At 61.3% G+C, this 16,597-nt stretch carries 12 protein-coding genes and 2 tRNA genes; 11 read left to right on the top strand and 3 right to left on the bottom strand.

Annotation, left to right across the window (positions count from 1 at the left end; genetic code table 11):
- Positions 1-11 precede the first annotated feature (11 nt).
- Entirely contained in the window at positions 12-422 is a 411-nt protein-coding gene (locus DWW51_RS02200; protein ID WP_117773331.1) for a hypothetical protein, read from the bottom strand.
- Between the two features lie 276 nt (positions 423-698).
- Here DWW51_RS02200 and DWW51_RS02195 point away from each other — a divergent pair.
- The 6 genes from DWW51_RS02195 to DWW51_RS02170 all read left to right on the top strand — a co-directional run bounded on the left by DWW51_RS02195 (position 699) and on the right by DWW51_RS02170 (position 3,284).
- Positions 699-772, top strand: a tRNA-Gln gene (locus DWW51_RS02195).
- A gap of 17 nt (positions 773-789) precedes the next feature.
- Positions 790-866 (top strand) — tRNA-Glu (locus DWW51_RS02190).
- 97 nt (positions 867-963) lie between these two features.
- Positions 964-1,881, top strand: coding sequence for a hypothetical protein (locus DWW51_RS02185; RefSeq protein ID WP_117564212.1), 918 nt, complete (start codon positions 964-966; stop codon positions 1,879-1,881).
- Entirely contained in the window at positions 1,871-2,341 is a 471-nt protein-coding gene (smpB, locus tag DWW51_RS02180) for an SsrA-binding protein SmpB (protein WP_006235325.1), read from the top strand. Before DWW51_RS02185 ends, smpB begins: the two co-directional genes overlap by 11 nt.
- A gap of 206 nt (positions 2,342-2,547) precedes the next feature.
- Complete coding sequence (locus DWW51_RS02175) at positions 2,548-3,051, top strand: flavin reductase family protein (RefSeq protein ID WP_055251877.1); 504 nt, start codon at positions 2,548-2,550, stop codon at positions 3,049-3,051.
- Between the two features lie 89 nt (positions 3,052-3,140).
- Positions 3,141-3,284 (top strand): rubredoxin-like domain-containing protein, encoded by a 144-nt coding sequence (locus tag DWW51_RS02170; protein ID WP_055251878.1) that lies wholly within the window; start codon positions 3,141-3,143, stop codon positions 3,282-3,284.
- 227 nt (positions 3,285-3,511) lie between these two features.
- On the opposite strand, the gene DWW51_RS02165 is transcribed toward DWW51_RS02170, so the two are convergent.
- On the bottom strand, positions 3,512-4,768 hold the full coding sequence (locus DWW51_RS02165) for an Nramp family divalent metal transporter (RefSeq protein WP_117773329.1): 1,257 nt from the start codon (positions 4,766-4,768) through the stop codon (positions 3,512-3,514).
- 75 nt (positions 4,769-4,843) lie between these two features.
- Positions 4,844-5,590, bottom strand: a complete 747-nt coding sequence (gpmA, locus tag DWW51_RS02160) for a 2,3-diphosphoglycerate-dependent phosphoglycerate mutase (RefSeq protein ID WP_197032148.1) — start codon at positions 5,588-5,590, stop codon at positions 4,844-4,846.
- A gap of 566 nt (positions 5,591-6,156) precedes the next feature.
- Between gpmA and gltB the strand changes: the two genes are divergently transcribed.
- The 5 genes from gltB to DWW51_RS02135 all read left to right on the top strand — a co-directional run bounded on the left by gltB (position 6,157) and on the right by DWW51_RS02135 (position 16,529).
- Positions 6,157-10,890 (top strand): glutamate synthase large subunit, encoded by a 4,734-nt coding sequence (gene gltB, locus DWW51_RS02155; RefSeq protein WP_117773325.1) that lies wholly within the window; start codon positions 6,157-6,159, stop codon positions 10,888-10,890.
- Positions 10,891-10,895: 5 nt separating this feature from the next.
- Positions 10,896-12,377: a glutamate synthase subunit beta gene (locus tag DWW51_RS02150; RefSeq protein ID WP_117773323.1), complete on the top strand. Its 1,482-nt coding sequence runs from the start codon at positions 10,896-10,898 to the stop codon at positions 12,375-12,377.
- A 424-nt stretch (positions 12,378-12,801) separates the two neighbouring features.
- Positions 12,802-13,509 carry a hypothetical protein gene (locus DWW51_RS02145; protein WP_117773322.1) on the top strand — a complete coding sequence of 236 codons (708 nt, stop codon included), beginning with the start codon at positions 12,802-12,804 and terminating at the stop codon, positions 13,507-13,509.
- Positions 13,510-13,785: 276 nt separating this feature from the next.
- Positions 13,786-14,862 carry a hypothetical protein gene (locus DWW51_RS02140; protein ID WP_117773320.1) on the top strand — a complete coding sequence of 359 codons (1,077 nt, stop codon included), beginning with the start codon at positions 13,786-13,788 and terminating at the stop codon, positions 14,860-14,862.
- 296 nt (positions 14,863-15,158) lie between these two features.
- Entirely contained in the window at positions 15,159-16,529 is a 1,371-nt protein-coding gene (locus DWW51_RS02135; RefSeq protein ID WP_231501548.1) for an amidohydrolase family protein, read from the top strand.
- The last annotated feature ends 68 nt before the right edge of the window (positions 16,530-16,597 follow it).

Here is a 16,597-nt window from a genome sequence, read left to right as displayed (position 1 = left end):
GCTCGCTCGGCTCAATCCTTGAGCTGTGCCCATTCGTGCGGATCGTAGACCTTTACGTGCTTGTTGGGCTTGCCGCTCCAGTACTCCTCGTCCATAAAGGGCAGATATGCCTGAACGCCGGGGCAGATAAAGGGAATCCGCTGCTGTTGCAGTCGCTCGCGCTGTCGCTGCTCCAGGTGCGCCTCGGATATGACGGTCGGCATGCCGGACAGCTCGACGAGGCTTGCCTGGATTCGCTTAAGGTCGGGGAGTCCCGCGTGCCATGACATCCGCATGATCAAAAAGGATACACGGCGGTAGTTTGCCTGCATCACCGTGATGGCGGGGCGCAGTGTGGGATGGATTTTGTCCCGTTCGGGCCAAAGGTTAGCAGTGATCTCGAGGCCCAGGGTCTCCCATAGGTAATCAAGCTCTTCGTCCATGGCGCCTCGATATCTACGTGATCATTGATACTTCGATTGTGTTGCCTGGTGCTATCGTTTTCACGGTAGAATCTGCCAACGGTTGACGGCTACCGCTCGCGGCGTTTTGCCCTTCGTGTACAGCGGTTGGCTTCACAGGTCCTTCACGGGTTGGACAAAATAAGGCCAATTTGACTGAATTTCAAAAAAGTCAAAATTGGGGCTTGCGTCACGGCGAGACTTCCCGTATATTTCTTTCTTGCGCAAAGGCACAGCCGAGCGCAGCGATGCAGTCATTGGGATGTCGTCTAATGGCAGGACAGCGGATTCTGGTTCCGTCAATGGGGGTTCGACTCCCTCCATCCCAGCCATTGCATTTGCTACATATGGCCCGTTCGTCTAGCGGTTTAGGACGCCGCCCTCTCAAGGCGGAGATCACCAGTTCGAATCTGGTACGGGCTACCAAAATTGAGCGCCCGGGCCTCGTAAGAGACCCGGGTTTTGTGTATTGACCGATATTTAAGGCGCGCGTTGAGTCTGCCGCCCGGACCGAGGAGTTGTCATGGACCTGCCTATCAGCTTGGAAGACATCACGTATGCCGAGAACTATCTGGCGCAGGGCGACCTGGCTACGGCGACGCCGCTGCTTGAGCGTCTGGTGGAGCTCGCCGAGGAGTATATCGACGCTGAGTGCAAGACGGAGGAGAAGCGCCAGTACTTTAGCTTCGACAGCAAGTTTGAGCGCCTGGCCTATCGCCGCGTGGAGAAGGATCCGCGCGAGCTGGTGCAGGTCGAGGTTCCCTTTGACCGCCTGTACTCCGACATGGCGTTTGCCTACATTCGCCAGCAGGATTATGTGAGTGCTCGGAATGCCCTGATGCAGGCCGTGCGTTGGGATCCCATGAACTGCAACTATCGCTTGGACTTGGCCGAGCTGTTCCGCGCGCTCGAGGACAAGCAGGAGTGGGCATCGCTCTCGTTCTCGGTGCTGGAGCGCGCGAGCGACGGTAAGTGCGCCGCACGCGCCTACACCAATTTGGGTCAGTACTTCTTGGAGCCCGAGACCGAGAACATTTCGGCTGCCGTGGGCTGCGCGCGTCTGGCGCTGCGCCTGGCGCCCAACGATGCGCATACGACGCGCCTGCTCAACAAGATCCATACCACCTATCCGGATGCCGCGGACGAGAGTGACGACCATGTGATGGGTGAGCTCGCCCTGCAGGGCGTGCCGACTTCGCCTTCGGCCGAGATTGCCATCTGCCTGATCATGTGTGCGACCGATGCTGCAAGCGACGGCGACAAGCAGGAGGCTACGCGCCTGACGGTGCGTGCTCGCGATTTGGTGGGCGAGGAGGCCTGCGCGGCGATTATCAAACTGGTGCGCGAGAGCGATGCCGAGCTTAATGCCGAGCGCAGGGCAAAGCGCGAGGCTGCGGGCTCAAACGCCGATGGCGCCAAGGAGGCCGGCGATGCCCAGTAAGCGCGAGCGCAAGCTCATTTCCAAGAATCGCTCGGCACATCACGAGTACTTTATCGATGAGACGTTTGAGTGCGGTATTGAGCTGAGCGGTACCGAGGTCAAGTCGATTCGCGAGCGCGCGTGCCAGATTACCGATACCTTCGCACTGATTCGTGGTGGGGAGTGCTGGCTCGTCGGCCTGCATATCCACCCTTATAGTCATGGTGGCGTGTGGAATCGCGATCCCGACCGTCGGCGCCGTCTGCTGCTGCACCGCAAGGAGATCGACTTTCTTGACGGCAAACTTCGCAACCGTGGTTATGCGCTGGTTCCGTTGGAGCTCTACTTTAATACCGACGGTCGCGTAAAACTGCTGCTGGGCCTGGGTCGCGGCAAGAAGCTCTACGACAAGCGCGAGGACATGGCCAAGCGTGATGTCCAACGCGAGATCGACCGCGCCCTCAAGGAACGCAACCGCTGACCGTCCTTCATAAGTTGCGGTGGAATACGGACTGGTTTGCCTGTTTGAGGGGCTATTCAGTCCCCATTTCACCGCAGCTGCGGGTGTCTCATCTTTCTTACTGTTCTGACACATATGTTTCAAAGGCGGCGTCCGTTATGGGCGCTGCCTTTTTTGTGGGTACATACATCCATGAGGTTCCAACCCGAGCTAGGGGAGTGATCGTTATGGACAAAACTGCGTTCTTCACCATGCCGAGCGGCCTGTACGTGGTGAGCGCCGCGGCAGACGGGCTGCGTGCCGGCTGCGTTATCAACACAGCGGTGCAGGTGACGTCCATGCCGCCGCGCATTTCGGTTGCAGTGAACAAGGATAACGTCACCTCGGGCGTCATCGCTTCGGCCAAAGCGTTCGCGCTGACCGTGATCGATCAGACCGCCGATATGCTCTACATCGGTAACTTTGGGTTCCGCACCAGCAGCGATTATGACAAGTTTGCCAAATACGAGACCCGCGAGACGGCTCTGGGCATGCCCTATGTGCCCGAGCACGCGGCGGCCCTGTTTAGCTGCCATTTGATCGACACTGTGGATGTTGGCACGCATCTGCTGTTTATCGGCGAGGTCGAGGATGCCGAGCGCTTGAGTGACGAGACGCCGCTCACCTACGATTACTACCATAAGGTCCTGAAGGGCAAGACGCCTCCGAAGGCGTCCTCGTATCAAGGCTAGAAATGTTTTAAAAATACTTGCATTATATTATTGAGAATCTATACTGATAAATGAAGTACATCACCAGTCGCGTTTGAGAGGAGAACATCATGGCTGAGGAGAAGAAGACGTATAAGTTCGTGTGCGTCGTTTGCGGTTACGAGGTTGAGGTCGATACGCCCGAGCTGCCCGAGGATTATGTGTGCCCGGTGTGCGGCGTCGGTCCCGATCAGTTTGAGCTCGTCGAGGAGTAGCTCGCAGACACACGGCGAAAGCCGAACATAGCTCTGTCCAAGGGCCTCGGTCGAATTCTCGGCCGGGGCCCTTTTCCTCCGCCCCTAAGGGATCACGGTTGCTGTTGGCCGATCCTGTCTGTTGTGAGTCCGGCCGACCTTTTGTCTCAATCTGTAACATCTAGACATCAAAAACTGGTCTATCTGTTGCAGATCGAGACGTTTGCCTGAGTAGGTGCCCCGCCCCATTACATCCCTGTCAACAACACGACATCGAGAATCGTCACGATGGCACCGATCCCTACGAGCAGCGCGTTGAGTGGACGCGAATTGGCGTATTTGCCCATGACGCGGGGTGAACTGGTGAGCCGTATGAGCACAAAGACCGTAATCGGTAGCTGAAGCGACAGCAGTGCCTGACTCCAGATGAGACCTTCAAAAGGATTTGGGACGACCAGGCACGCCGTCACTGCGCCGACGAAACAGGCCGCCACCCCGATCGAGGAATGTCGGTCGTGGATATCGTATTCCTCGTCGAACATGCCCGCAGTGATGGTCCCCGCCGCCATGCCCGCTGTCACGCTGCTCGATAGTCCCGCGAACAGCAGCGCTACCGCAAAGATGGTCGAGCTCGCCGGGCCCAGAATGGGGGAGAGCGTGGCCGCTGCGACGGCGAGGTCGTCTACGACCATGCCGTGCGCAAAGAAGGTCGTTGCGGCCAGGATGACCATGGCCGAGTTGATTGCCCAGCCCACGCCCATCGAAAAGAGCGTGTCGAAGAGCTCGTAGCGCAGACGCTCTTCGATAACCTGCTCGCCTTGGCCTTCGAAGTGCATGGATTGGATGACCTCGGAGTGCAGAAAAAGGTTGTGTGGCATAACGACCGCACCCAGGACACTCACGATAATCGCGGCAGAGCCAGTGGGCATACTGGGCGTGATCCAGCTTGCGGCGGCTTGCGGCCAGTCGACCTTGACTAGTGCAAGCTCGGCCAAAAACGAGAGTCCTACCACGCCTACGAAGGCGATGATCCAGCGTTCGGCTCGCTTGTAGGAGTTCGTCATGAGCATCGCCATCGATACTGCCGCCACGATGACGCAGCCCGCACGCACGGGCAGCCCAAAGAGCATTTGAAGGGCAATCGCGCCGCCCAGGACTTCGGCCATGGCGGTGGCGATGGTCGCGAGATAGGCGCTGCCGAGCACCGCGCGTCCCACGATGCGGGGGAGAAAGCGGGTCGTGGCCTCGGCAAGGCAGGCGCCCGTGGCGATGCCCAAGTGCGCCGCGTTGTGCTGCAGCACGATGAGCATAATCGTGGACAGCGTGACGATCCACAGCAGCGCGTAGCCAAACTGCGAGCCCGCGGCCATATTGGAGGCCCAGTTGCCCGGGTCGATAAAGCCGACGGTCACGAGCAGCCCGGGGCCGATATGCCGCGCAATGTCTAGGCCTCCGTGGCCACCGGTGCGTCGGGAGCCAAAGTGTTGTTTGAGATAGTTGAGCATGGTGCGCTCCTGCGTATGGGCGGCGTGACGTCGCATCTGGGCCGTGCGGCGCCACGCGTCGGATTTGGGTTGGGGCTACTTGTGCGCTTTGCCCTGATTGGCCACGGCGTCGATCTTGGCGGCGATGGTCGCCGGGTCGCCGATGTAGCGCTTGTCGAGGACATTGAAATCGGTATCGAAGGTGTAGACGAGCGGCACGCCGGTGGGGATGTTGACCTTGAGGATCTCCTCGGGCGTGAGGTGCTCGAGCTTCATGACGAGTGAGCGCAGGGAGTTGCCGTGTGCGGCGATGAGTACGCGCTTGCCGGCGAGCATCTGGGGGCGAATCTCGTCTTCGAAATAGGGCCAGGCGCGGGCGATCGTGTCCTTGAGGCACTCGGTATAGGGCAGCTGATCGGGCGCGACATCACGGTATTGCTCCTGGGTGTGGGGATCGCGCGCGTCGTCCGGCTCGAGTGCCGGCGGGCAGACATCGAAGGAGCGGCGCCAGATGAGCACCTGCTCGTCGCCGTGCTCCTCTGCGGCATCGGCCTTGTTGAGACCCTGCAACGCTCCGTAGTGGCGCTCGTTGAGCTTCCAGGATTTGATGACGGGCAGCCACTCGCGATCCATTTGGCCGAGCACGATGTTGAGGGTGTGGATCGCGCGCTTGAGGCGCGAAGTGTAGCAGACGTCAAAGTCGAAACCGGCTTCTTTGAGGGCGCGGCCGCCTGCCGCGGCTTCTTCGCGGCCCGTGTCGGTGAGCTCAACATCGGTCCAGCCGGTGAACAGGTTGAGCTTGTTCCACTCGGACTCTCCGTGACGGATAAGGACGAGTTGCATCGTCTGCTGGTCTGCTTGGTGCGCCATAGGGGCCTCCTTGATCTGGCACGGTGTGCGTGCCGTTTGCTTGACGCCGCAAAGGATACCCGTTTTAAGCTTAAAAGTTAACCAAGACTAACAAAATTGTTGTATTTGAATGGGATGGTGAAAGGGGGCTGCCGAAATGTCTCGATCTGTAACAACTAGGGATGGAAATTGGGCCTAGGTGTTACAGATCGAGACAGGAAGAAATGGTCCTATGGAAAATCTCGATCTGTAACAGTTAGCTGCAAAAACCGGCCCTTCATGTTACAGATTGAGACATTCGGAACCGTCTCTCGAAAACATCTCAATCTGTAACAGTTAGTCGTCGAAATTGGGTCTTACTGTTACAGATTGAGATGTTTGAAGAGGTGAGTTTGCAGGCCGAACTTGGGGCCTATGTTTTCGCCCTTGAGGTCGGCGGTGCCCACTCGTAAGGTGTGCGTTACGCGATTGTTTCGAAACGGGCGGGAAACACAACGGGCCGGCGATGCTCCTACTATGCCTATTCAACTGACTGTCTAAATATCTAGGGGAGGATCGCGATGCAGGCAGATTCCGCTCAGCAGCAGGGCCTTTATCGCCCCGAATTCGACCACGATGCATGTGGCATCGGCGCGCTTGCCGATATCAACGGTGAGCGCCATCACCAGATTCTGGACGACGCGCTGTCCATTCTGGTCAACTTGGAGCACCGCGGCGGTACGGGACTCGAGAAGAACACCGGCGACGGCGCCGGCATCCTGTTCCAGGTTCCGCATCACTTTTTCCGTAAAGAGGCCCAAAAGTGCGGCCAGATTCTGCCGGCAGAGGGCGACTATGGCGTGGCCATGCTGTTCTTCCCGCAGGACGACAAGGGCGTAGAGGATGCCCGTCGCGTGTTTGAGGAGGGCTGCGCCGAGGCCGGCGTGCCGCTGCTCTTTTGGCGCGAGGTGCCGGTCGACCCGCATGACCTGGGCGAGACGGCCCGCGCTTGCATGCCCATCATCTTGCAGGCCTTCCTGAGCCGCCCCGACGATACGCCGGCGGGTGACGCCTTCGAGCGCCGCCTGTACGTGTGCCGTCGCACTATCGAGAAGAAGGCCGATGCCGAGTTTGCCCTGCGCGACAAGATCTTCTACGTCTGCTCCATGAGCTCGCGCACTATCGTGTACAAGGGCATGCTGGTCGCCACGCAGATGCGCCGCTTCTTCATCGACCTCAACGACGCCGCCGTCAAAACGGCCGTGGCGCTCGTCCACTCGCGCTACTCCACCAACACCACGCCCAGCTGGGAGCGTGCGCACCCCAACCGCTTTATCATCCATAACGGCGAGATCAACACCCTCAAGGGCAACGTCAACTGGATTCGCGCCCGCGAACCCAACCTGTACAGCCCCGTGCTGCAGCACGATCTTGAGCGCGTGATGCCCATCATCAACCGCGAGGGTTCCGACTCCGCGATTCTGGACAACGTGCTCGAATTCTTGGTCATGAACGGTCGCCCGCTCACGCGTGCCGCGTCCATGTTGCTGCCCGAGCCGTGGGACCACAACGATAGCCTGAGTGAGGAGCGCCGCGCCTACGACGCTTACCAGTCCATGCTCATGGAGCCCTGGGACGGCCCGGCGGCCATCGCCTTTACCGACGGTCGCACGCTGGGCGCCGCCCTCGACCGCAACGGCTTGCGCCCCGCCCGCTACTACGTGACGCGCGATGGCCGCTTTATGCTGGCAAGCGAGGTGGGCACCATCGAGGTGAGCCCCGAGAACATCCTGACGAGCGGCTGCCTGGGACCGGGCCAGATGCTCGAGGTCGATTTTGCCCGCGGCCGCGTGATCTACAACGACGAGCTGCGCGCCCGCTATGCCAAGGAGAAGCCCTACCGCGACTGGATTGCCGAGGAGACACTGACCGTCGACGCGCTCGATGAGCCCGCCGCGCCCGCGCCCGCCGAGGATGCCGAGGTGCCCGCCGCCGTGCGCATGGCCAAGCTCGGCTATCACTGGGATGATGTTGACGAGGTCGTGCGCCCCATGGCCCAGCAGGGCAAGGCCCCGCTCGCCTCGATGGGTATCGATGCGCCGTTGGCCTGCCTGTCCAAGAAGACGCGTTCGTTCTTTGACTACTTCTATCAGCTGTTCGCCCAGGTCACGAACCCGCCCATCGACGCCCTTCGCGAGCATATGGTCACCTCGACCACGCTCTACCTGGGCAACCACGGCAACCTGCTCGAGGACTCCCGTACGGCCTGCCAGCTGGTGCGCCTGGAGCGTCCGCTGCTGAGCGAGGAGGAGTTTGACCGCATCTGTGCCATCGACCGCGTGGGCTTTAAGACCCGCCGTTTCCGTGCCGTCTACTGCCGCGATGCCGGCGAGGGCGCGCTGCAGGCTGCGCTCAAGCAGCTTGCAGAGGACGTTGAGGCTGCGGTCCGCGACGGCGTGAACATCGTGGTGTTGAGCGATCGTGCCGCTGCGGGCGAGGTGCCCGTGCCGTCGCTGCTCGCCGTGGGCTGTGTGCACAACCACCTGATTCGCGCTGGCGTGCGTACCTTTGCCGACATCGTGGTGGAGTGCGGCGATGCCGTGTCCCCGCACGACTTTGCGGCGCTGGTGGGCTACTCCGCAAGCGGCATCTATCCGTACAATGCGCATGCGTGCATCCGCGACTTGGCAGCACGCGGCGACCTGGACGTGACGGCCGAGCAGGGCATCGACAACTACAACAAGGCCGCGACGGCGGGTATCGTCTCCATCATGTCCAAGATGGGTATCTCCACGGTGCAGAGCTATCACTCCGCGCAGATTTTCGAGGCCGTCGGCTTTACTCCGGAGTTCGTCAACGCGTACTTCGCCGGCACGGTGAGCCGTGTGGGCGGTATGGGTGTCGAGGACGTTGAGCGCGAGCAAAACGAGCGCTATGACGCCGCGCTCGCCATCCTTAAAAGCCCGGCTCCCGATCAGCTGCCCACGCTGGGCCTGACCAAGTGGCGCCCGCTCGGCGGCGAGGAACACCTCATCGACCCCCAGGCCGTCTACCTGCTGCAGACCGCCTGCCGTGAGGACAGCTACGACACCTTTAAGGAGTACAGCGCCCGCCTGCACCGCACCGGCCGTGCCGTGCGTCTGCGCGACTTGCTCGACTTTGATGCCAGCGACCGCACGCCGGTTTCGCTCGACGAGGTCGAGCCCGCGCTCAACATCGTCCGCCGCTTTAACACCGGCGCCATGTCGTACGGCTCCATCAGCAAGGAAGCACACGAGTGCATGGCCATCGCCATGAACCGCCTGCACGGCCGTTCCAACTCCGGCGAGGGCGGTGAGGATCCGCGTCGCGAGACCCCGCTGGCTAACGGTGATTCCAAGAACTCCGCGATCAAGCAGGTGGCAAGTGCGCGCTTTGGCGTGACGAGCCGCTACCTGTGCAGCGCCTTCGAGATTCAGATCAAGATGGCCCAGGGCGCCAAGCCCGGCGAGGGTGGCCACCTGCCCGGCAAGAAGGTCTACCCCTGGATTGCCGAGGTCCGTCAGTCCACGCCCGGCATCGGCCTGATCTCGCCTCCGCCGCACCACGACATCTACTCCATCGAGGACCTGGCAGAGCTGATCTTTGACCTTAAGAATGCCAACCCCGGCGCGCGCGTGTCGGTCAAGCTGGTCAGCGAGGCCGGCGTCGGCACCATCGCAACCGGTGTGGCCAAGGGCGCTGCCGACAAGATCTTGATCAGCGGCCACAATGGCGGCTCGGGTGCCGCGGCGCGCGATTCCATTTGGCATGCCGGCCTGCCGCTGGAGCTCGGCCTTGCCGAGGCCCAGCAGACGCTGCTGCAAAACGGCCTGCGCTCGCGCGTGGTGCTCGAGGCCGACGGCAAGCTCATGGACGGCACCGATGTTGCCGTCGCCTGCCTGCTGGGCGCCGAGGAGTTTGGCTTTGCGACCATGCCGCTCATCTCGATGGGCTGCCTCATGCAGCGCGACTGCCAGCAGGATACCTGCCCCGCCGGCATCGCCACGCAAAACTGCCGCCTGCGTCGCGGCTTCCGCGGCAAGCCCGAGCACGTCGAGCACTTTATGCTCTTTGTTGTCGAGCAACTGCGCGAGGTCATGGCGAGCCTGGGCTTCCGCACCGTCGACGAGATGGTCGGCCATCCCGAGTGCTTGCGCCAGATTGAGGTCCCGGGCAACCGTAAGGCCAACCTGCTCGATCTGTCGCCCGTGCTGGCGAGCGCGACCTGCGAGTTCGGTGCCCATATCCCGGGTGCCGACGGTCGTCACTTCCTGCCGCAGATGGCCGCGGACAGCGAGCTCGACAAGACGCTCGACTCCACGCTGTTCGTGCCCTATACGGCCGATGCCCGTGCCCACTTGCGCCCGATTCGCTTCCGCGCCGATATCGCCAACGTCAACCGTTGCGTGGGCACCATCCTGGGTAACGCGGTGACCAAGGCACATCCCGAGGGCCTGCCCGCCGGCTCCATCACCATCGATTGCGATGGATCGGCCGGTCAGAGCTTTGGCGCCTTCCTGCCGCGCGGCATTACGCTCAACGTGTGCGGCGACGCCAACGACTACTTTGGCAAGGGCCTTTCGGGCGGCGAGGTGTCGGTGCGCCCCAACCCGCATGCGACCTATAAGTTCGACGAAAACATCATCGTGGGCAACGTTGCGTTCTTTGGCGCCACGAGCGGCCGTGGCTTCATCAACGGCCTGGCCGGCCAGCGCTTTGGCGTACGCAACTCCGGTGCCACCGTGGTGGTCGAGGGCTGCGGCAACCATGGCTGCGAGTACATGACGGGCGGTCTGGCGCTTATCCTGGGTGAGGTCGGGCAGAACTTCGCCGCCGGTATAACGGGCGGCGTGGCCTATGTCTTTGACCAGTACGGCACGCTCGATGCCCGCGTGAACCACGAGAGCGTTGAGCTCAAGGCCCCGACGGCCGGCGAGCTGGCACAGATTCGCGAGCTCATCCAAGAGCACGTGGACGCGACGCAGAGCCCGCGCGGCATCAAGCTGCTCTACAGCTTTGAGACGATGAGCAAGCACTTCGTGAAGGTCATTCCGACCGAGTACGAGCGTGTGCTGGCGATTGTCGCCGCCGCCGAGGCCGTCGGCAAGACGCATGCGCAGGCAGAGGAGCTGGCGTTTGACATCGTGACCGGTCGCGCGAGCGCTGCGGATGTCGCTCGCTTCGATGCTGCGGGCGGTGCTGCGGGCGGTGCTGCGGGCGGTGCTGCGGGCGGTGCTGCGGGCGCTGCGTCCGTGGCTGCCAGCCCTGTTGCTTCGACCAAGAAGGAGGCGTAAGTGCCATGGGTAAGCCCGGTGCTTTTCTTGATATCGATCGCGTGACCCACGAGCTGCGTCCCGTGGAGGAGCGCAGTCATGATTTTGATCCCCTGTATGTGGAGCTCGATGACGACGCACGTCGCGCCCAGGCGAGCCGCTGCATGATGTGCGGCGTGGCGTTTTGCCAGATGGGCGCGAGCTTTGGCAAGGCACGTCCGAGCGGCTGCCCGCTGCACAACTTGATTCCCGAGTGGAACGAGCTGGTGTACCGCGGCCGCTGGGATGAGGCTGCCGAGCGCCTGTCGCTCACCTCGCCCATGCCTGAGTTCACGAGCTGCGTGTGCCCGGCACTGTGCGAGGCCGCGTGCAACCTGGGCTCGGTCGACGGCCAACCCACGACGATTCACGATAACGAGCGTGCGATCAGCGACCATGAGTGGGCCAACGGCGGCCCACGTCGCTTTGAGCCGGCAGGGGAGGACGCGCCCTCGGTCGCCGTGGTTGGTTCCGGCCCGGCTGGCCTGGTGGCAGCATGGGAGCTTGCACGTCGCGGTGCCCGCGTGACGGTGTTTGAGCGCGACGACCGCCCCGGCGGCCTACTCATGTACGGCATTCCCAACATGAAGCTCGAGAAGTCTGTGGTCGAGCGTCGTGTGGCGCTCATGCGCGAGCTGGGTATTGTGTTCGAGCTGGGCGCCGACGTGAGCGATCCCAAGGTTACCGCCAGGCTCGACGACTTTGACGCCGCCGTGGTGGCTGCCGGCGCCCGTGCTCCGCGTGGACTTTCGGCTGCGAACATTGATGCCCCGGGCGTGGTGTATGCCGTGGACTACCTGACGGCTTCGACCGTCTCGGTGCTCGATGGCGGCAAGCCCGCGGTGAACGCGCGCGGCCTGGACGTCGTGGTCATTGGCGGTGGCGATACTGGAAACGACTGCGTGGGTACCGCCGTGCGTCAGGGCGCGCGCAGCGTGCGCCAGTTTGAGTTCTTGCCGGCTGCGCCCGATAAGCGCGCGGCAGGCAACCCCTGGCCGCAGTGGCCCAACGTTAAGAAGACCGATTACGGCCAGCAGGAGGCTATCGCTGCGATGGGTGGCGAGATGCGTGCCTGGGCCGTGGATACACTCGAGGTGCTGCTGGACAAGAAGGGTGCGGCTGCGGGTCTGCGCGTGGTCGATCTGGACTGGTCGGCGGGAAAGCCCGAGCGCATCGCGGGCTCCGAGCACGAGGTGCCAGCGCAGCTGGTGCTCATCGCCTGCGGCTTTACGGGTCCGGAGTACGGTGTGTTCGATGCGGTGAGCGTGCCTGTTGCCACCGCTGGTCGTCCGCTGCCGGTGATGGCTGCCGAGGGCTCGCATCTCGCGGCTCGCACGGAGGGCGTCGCCGCGGATGCCGCGCCGGTGTATGTGGCGGGTGATGCCCGCAACGGCAGCTCGCTCGTGGTGAGTGCCATGGCCGATGCCCTGGCCTGCGCAGCCGAAGTCGCCGAGGCACTGGAACTGTAAAGTAGTCACGGAGATATTCAACAATCGAATCGGCAAGGGCTGTCCCTAACTGCCGGCACAAAAGGAACGTCCCTAAGTGCCGACAGTTAGGGACGTTCCTTTTGTGCCGGCATTCGGGGACACTCCTTGCGGATTTGCGAGCAGTTTGCGCGTTTGTCGACGTGCGGGTGTTCATTTGTCGACTTCTTGGGCTGTGGTCACCTGTTGTTTCTGTGGTGGCTGCAGGCATCTGGCTCAAAAGGGCGGGTTGGCCGTCTATGTTTGCCTGCGGTTTTGTTGCGGTGCACATTTTCGGTCAAGCTTTTCGTCAAGTGTTTGGTCAGCATCTGGTTTGCAGTCGGAGGCCTATTTTGCCCGCGCTGGTCGTGGCTGCCCACCCTCCTCGTAAGCTCAAATTGAGGTCCATCAGTTTGAGGAGGATGCCATGACTGACCACGCTTTTGACCGAGCAGAGCTGGCTGAAGCCGTCGGCAACGATATTGCCGACATGGCTCACTTTTGGATGCTGCGGAAGTTTCAATTCCTGGAGCCGGCACGCGAACAGTTCGAGATTATCGTCGACCCGTGGCTCAGCTATTGCACTGAGCCTTCGCAAAACGAAATCATGGCCTACAACATGGCGTTTACCGATTGGCTGCTCTTCGAGCGCCCCTATCGCCATGGCAAAACGCTGCTCGAGCTATATGTTGACGAGCCGCCGGCATCGCTTTCGCCTGCCTCGCTCAAGCGGCTCGAGCGGGTACGCGACACGCAGTATTTCTCGCGCTTTGGCATTTTGGACAAGAATCCTGCGTCCGGCATGGTCGTGCTGAAGGACACGCGCACCGATCATCGCTTTGATGTCTACGACCCGCATATCGTGCAGAAGGAGCATTGGAACGACGGCGCGATTGCGGTGCGCCTCGCCTGCGTCGACGATGTCTGGCTTACGGCGGGACAGCTCTACCTGTATGACATCGCGCGCCTGAACGACACGGCGGTCGACGGACCGGGTGCGGTGCATCCCGAGGATCTGCAGGACGGCTTTGACACCTCGTGCATCAGCTTCTTCTTGCGTCTGGTCCGCGACATCATGGGCGCCCAGGGGCGGTACGTAAAGTCCCTCAACATCTACGAACAGGAATGGGGGTAGAGGATGGGCGGTTGTCGCCTGCCTTGCCTTCTGCCCTTTTGTCTCGATCTGTAACGTTTGGGGACAAAAACCAGTCTATCTGTTACAGATCGAGACGAATGCTTGGGCGCCGCTGGTTTGTCTAAATCTGTAACGTTTAGGGGCCTGGAGAACGTCTTACTGGTACAGATCGAGACGTTTGGCACCTGGCTGGGGGAATGTCTCAATCTGTAACATCTACAGTACAAAAATCGGTCTTCTTGTTACAGATCAAGACGTTTGTCGGTGGAGGCAACGGTGACGATGGTCCATTTGTCCGATGTGGTGGTGATGGAAGTGTCTAATACCGTTTTCAAGCACAAGCATACGACTCGCAACACGTTGGCGCGGAATAGGATGCTCGCGCGACTCACGGAGGCGACCGAGCAAGGTGCGCTGCTCGCAACGCATGACAATGCCGAGCTCATGTGGCTGCGGCGTCATGTTGGAACCGACGATATCGCGGAACCCGAGCCGTATTTGTTCTGCTTTCAACATGATTGGGGTGTGCTGACGCCGGCGGAGCGAACGCTGCGTACCATCAAAGGGCTTGCAGAGTTTCATCCCGATTGGGCGTTTTGGGGCTATGACGCGGCGCTTTTGTGGGGTCTGGAGGTGCCGAATGATCTGCTTGGGTCGCGTTTTCTTGTTAAGACGGGTTGTTCGGTGACGTTGAGCGGCGGGTGCAGGTTGTTGCGTCCGCAGATGGCGGGCGCACTCGAGCATGTTGATGGCGTGCGGGTGACGTCGTTTTGGCGCACGGTGGAGGATTGCCTACTGCGTGCGCCGTTCTCCTACGGGTTGGCGATTGCCGATTCTGCACTGCGGGCGAAAGGCGTATCACGTGGGGATTTGTGCGAGCGCCTCCGCGCCGATTGCGAGGGCAGGCGAGGGTATCGCAGGGCACAGGTGATTGCGTCGTATGCGGACGGGCTGTCTGAAAACGGCGGCGAGTCTCGGTTCCGAGCATTCTTTATTGCGTACGGCTTCCCGGTTCCGGAGCTGCAGGTGGAGTTTCGCGACCCGTTCGATCCGAGCCAGGTGTTTCGCGTCGACTATTTTTGGCGGCTCGAGGACGGGACGTGTGTCATCGGCGAGCTCGACGGAAAGGGGAAGTACACCTTGCAGAGCGGCGAGGGTCGGGAGTCGGTTGACCCATTCGTGGCAGAGCGTCAGCGGGAATCTCATCTGACAATGCTCGGGCATAAGGTGCTTCGGTTTACGTTTGATGAGCTCAAGAATCCGGGGAAGCTGATCGAGAAAATGAGGCTGGCGGGTATTCCTCGGCAGGTTGAATTGGCTGAGGAGTGGAGATGCCAGTGGTATGGGCGCTGAGAGGTTTTGTCTCGATCTGTAACGTTTAGAGGTTGTTTGAGCTCGTAATTGTTACAGATCGAGACAAGCCGGTGAAACGTCGACCGAATGTCTCGATCTGTAACATCAAGGGGCCTAATAACCCTGTACCTGTTACAGATCGAGACATTTCCCTGGTGTCGCTGGGGTGGGACTGCAACGTGTTCCGTCTCCCCACATCCCCTCTTTCTTCCGTTAACCGATGCGTCTGCAGTAATCCAGCGGGACTAGGTGATAATGAACAAATGTTCAAGTTAATCGTGAGGGAGGAGCTCGATATGGCATCTGCCGATCGTCCCACATTGTTTATCAATGCGACCGTTCTGGATGGTTCGGAGCATATGGAGCCGCAGCCCGATATGGCCGTGGTCGTCGAGCGTGGCATCATCACCTGGATGGGACCGAGCGCTGTGGCCCAAGCTCCAGCGGGGGCCGAGGTCATCGACCTGGCAGGGGCGTATCTCATGCCGGGCCTCATCAATATGCACGTGCATCTGTGCGGTTCGGGCAAGCCGGTCTCGGCGGGTGATGCGGGCGCGCTGATGAAGAAGCTCGACAATCCCGTGGGCCGCGCCATCGTTCGCCACATCCTCAAAGGCAGCGCCCAACAGCAGCTGGCAAGCGGCGTGACTACGGTGCGCGGTGCGGGTGACCCGCTGTTTGCCGACATCGCCGTGCGCGATGCTATCGATGCCGGCAAGTATCAGGGTCCGCGTCTGGTAGCGCCGGGAACGGGCGTTACAGTGCCGGGTGGCCACGGCGCGGGGCTGTTCGCGCAGGTCGCCAATACGCCCGACGAGGCGGCCGAACAGGTGCGCGACTTGTACGCTCGTGGTGCCGACGTCATCAAGTTGTTCGTGACGGGTGGCGTGTTCGACGCGACCGAAGTTGGCGAGCCGGGCGTGCTGCGCATGCCGATTGATGTTGCCGCGGCGGCGTGCAAGGCGGCGCACGAGGTGGGCCTGCCGGTTATGGCTCATGTCGAGAGCACCGAGGGCGTGAAGGCCGCGCTTGAGGCCGGGGTCGACACGATCGAGCACGGTGCCCCGATGACGCCCGAGATCCTGGAGCTGTACCGTGGCGCCGCGGGCACGCAGCTCGAGGGACGTGCGCCCAGCGTTACCTGCACTATCAGCCCGGCGCTGCCGTTTGTGTTGCTCGACCCGGATAAGACTCATTCGACTGACACGCAAAAGAAGAACGGCGACATCGTGTGCTCGGGCATTATTGAGAGCGCCCGTGCCGCACTGGAAGCTGACGTTAAGGTGGGCCTTGGCACGGACTCGAGCTGCCCGTTCGTGACGCAGTACGACATGTGGCGTGAGGTGGCCTATTTTGCCAAGTATGTCGGCGTGAGCAACGCCTTCGCGCTGCATACGGCTACACAGGCCAATGCCGAGCTGTTGGGTCTGGGCGGCGAGACCGGCACGATCGAGTGCGGCAAGGCTGCCGATATCTTGGTAACGCGCAAGAATCCGCTCGATGACCTGTGCGCTCTGCGTGAGCCGATACATGTGATGTGTCGCGGTGATCTGGTACGCAAGCTCAAGGTGAAACGTATTCCCGAGGTGGACGCCGAGCTCGACGCGATTATGGCCATGCCTGCCGAAGCGCTGGCCGAGGAGCTGGCTCGCGACGGTGTGGCGTAGATGTGACAAAGGTGCGGCTTATAGGACAAAATGTGTGTCTACTTTAGGGGCATCGGCGCAGGTCGATG

This window comes from Collinsella sp. AF15-51 (assembly GCF_003462845.1).
GTDB lineage: Bacteria > Actinomycetota > Coriobacteriia > Coriobacteriales > Coriobacteriaceae > Collinsella.
Note: the sequence above shows the minus strand (reverse complement) of the source record. Positions and strands in the feature narration are given on the sequence as shown.

Bases quoted from the DNA above. Each gene is read 5' to 3' on its own strand.
- DWW51_RS02200 (WP_117773331.1), bottom strand. From the start codon at position 422: ATGGACGAAGAGCTTGATTACCTATGGGAGACCCTGGGCCTCGAGATC.
- DWW51_RS02185 (WP_117564212.1), top strand. From the start codon at position 964: ATGGACCTGCCTATCAGCTTGGAAGACATCACGTATGCCGAGAACTAT.
- smpB (WP_006235325.1), top strand. From the start codon at position 1,871: ATGCCCAGTAAGCGCGAGCGCAAGCTCATTTCCAAGAATCGCTCGGCA.
- DWW51_RS02175 (WP_055251877.1), top strand. From the start codon at position 2,548: ATGGACAAAACTGCGTTCTTCACCATGCCGAGCGGCCTGTACGTGGTG.
- DWW51_RS02170 (WP_055251878.1), top strand. From the start codon at position 3,141: ATGGCTGAGGAGAAGAAGACGTATAAGTTCGTGTGCGTCGTTTGCGGT.
- DWW51_RS02165 (WP_117773329.1), bottom strand. From the start codon at position 4,768: ATGCTCAACTATCTCAAACAACACTTTGGCTCCCGACGCACCGGTGGC.
- gpmA (WP_197032148.1), bottom strand. From the start codon at position 5,590: ATGCAACTCGTCCTTATCCGTCACGGAGAGTCCGAGTGGAACAAGCTC.
- gltB (WP_117773325.1), top strand. From the start codon at position 6,157: ATGCAGGCAGATTCCGCTCAGCAGCAGGGCCTTTATCGCCCCGAATTC.
- DWW51_RS02150 (WP_117773323.1), top strand. From the start codon at position 10,896: ATGGGTAAGCCCGGTGCTTTTCTTGATATCGATCGCGTGACCCACGAG.
- DWW51_RS02145 (WP_117773322.1), top strand. From the start codon at position 12,802: ATGACTGACCACGCTTTTGACCGAGCAGAGCTGGCTGAAGCCGTCGGC.
- DWW51_RS02135 (WP_231501548.1), top strand. From the start codon at position 15,159: ATGGCATCTGCCGATCGTCCCACATTGTTTATCAATGCGACCGTTCTG.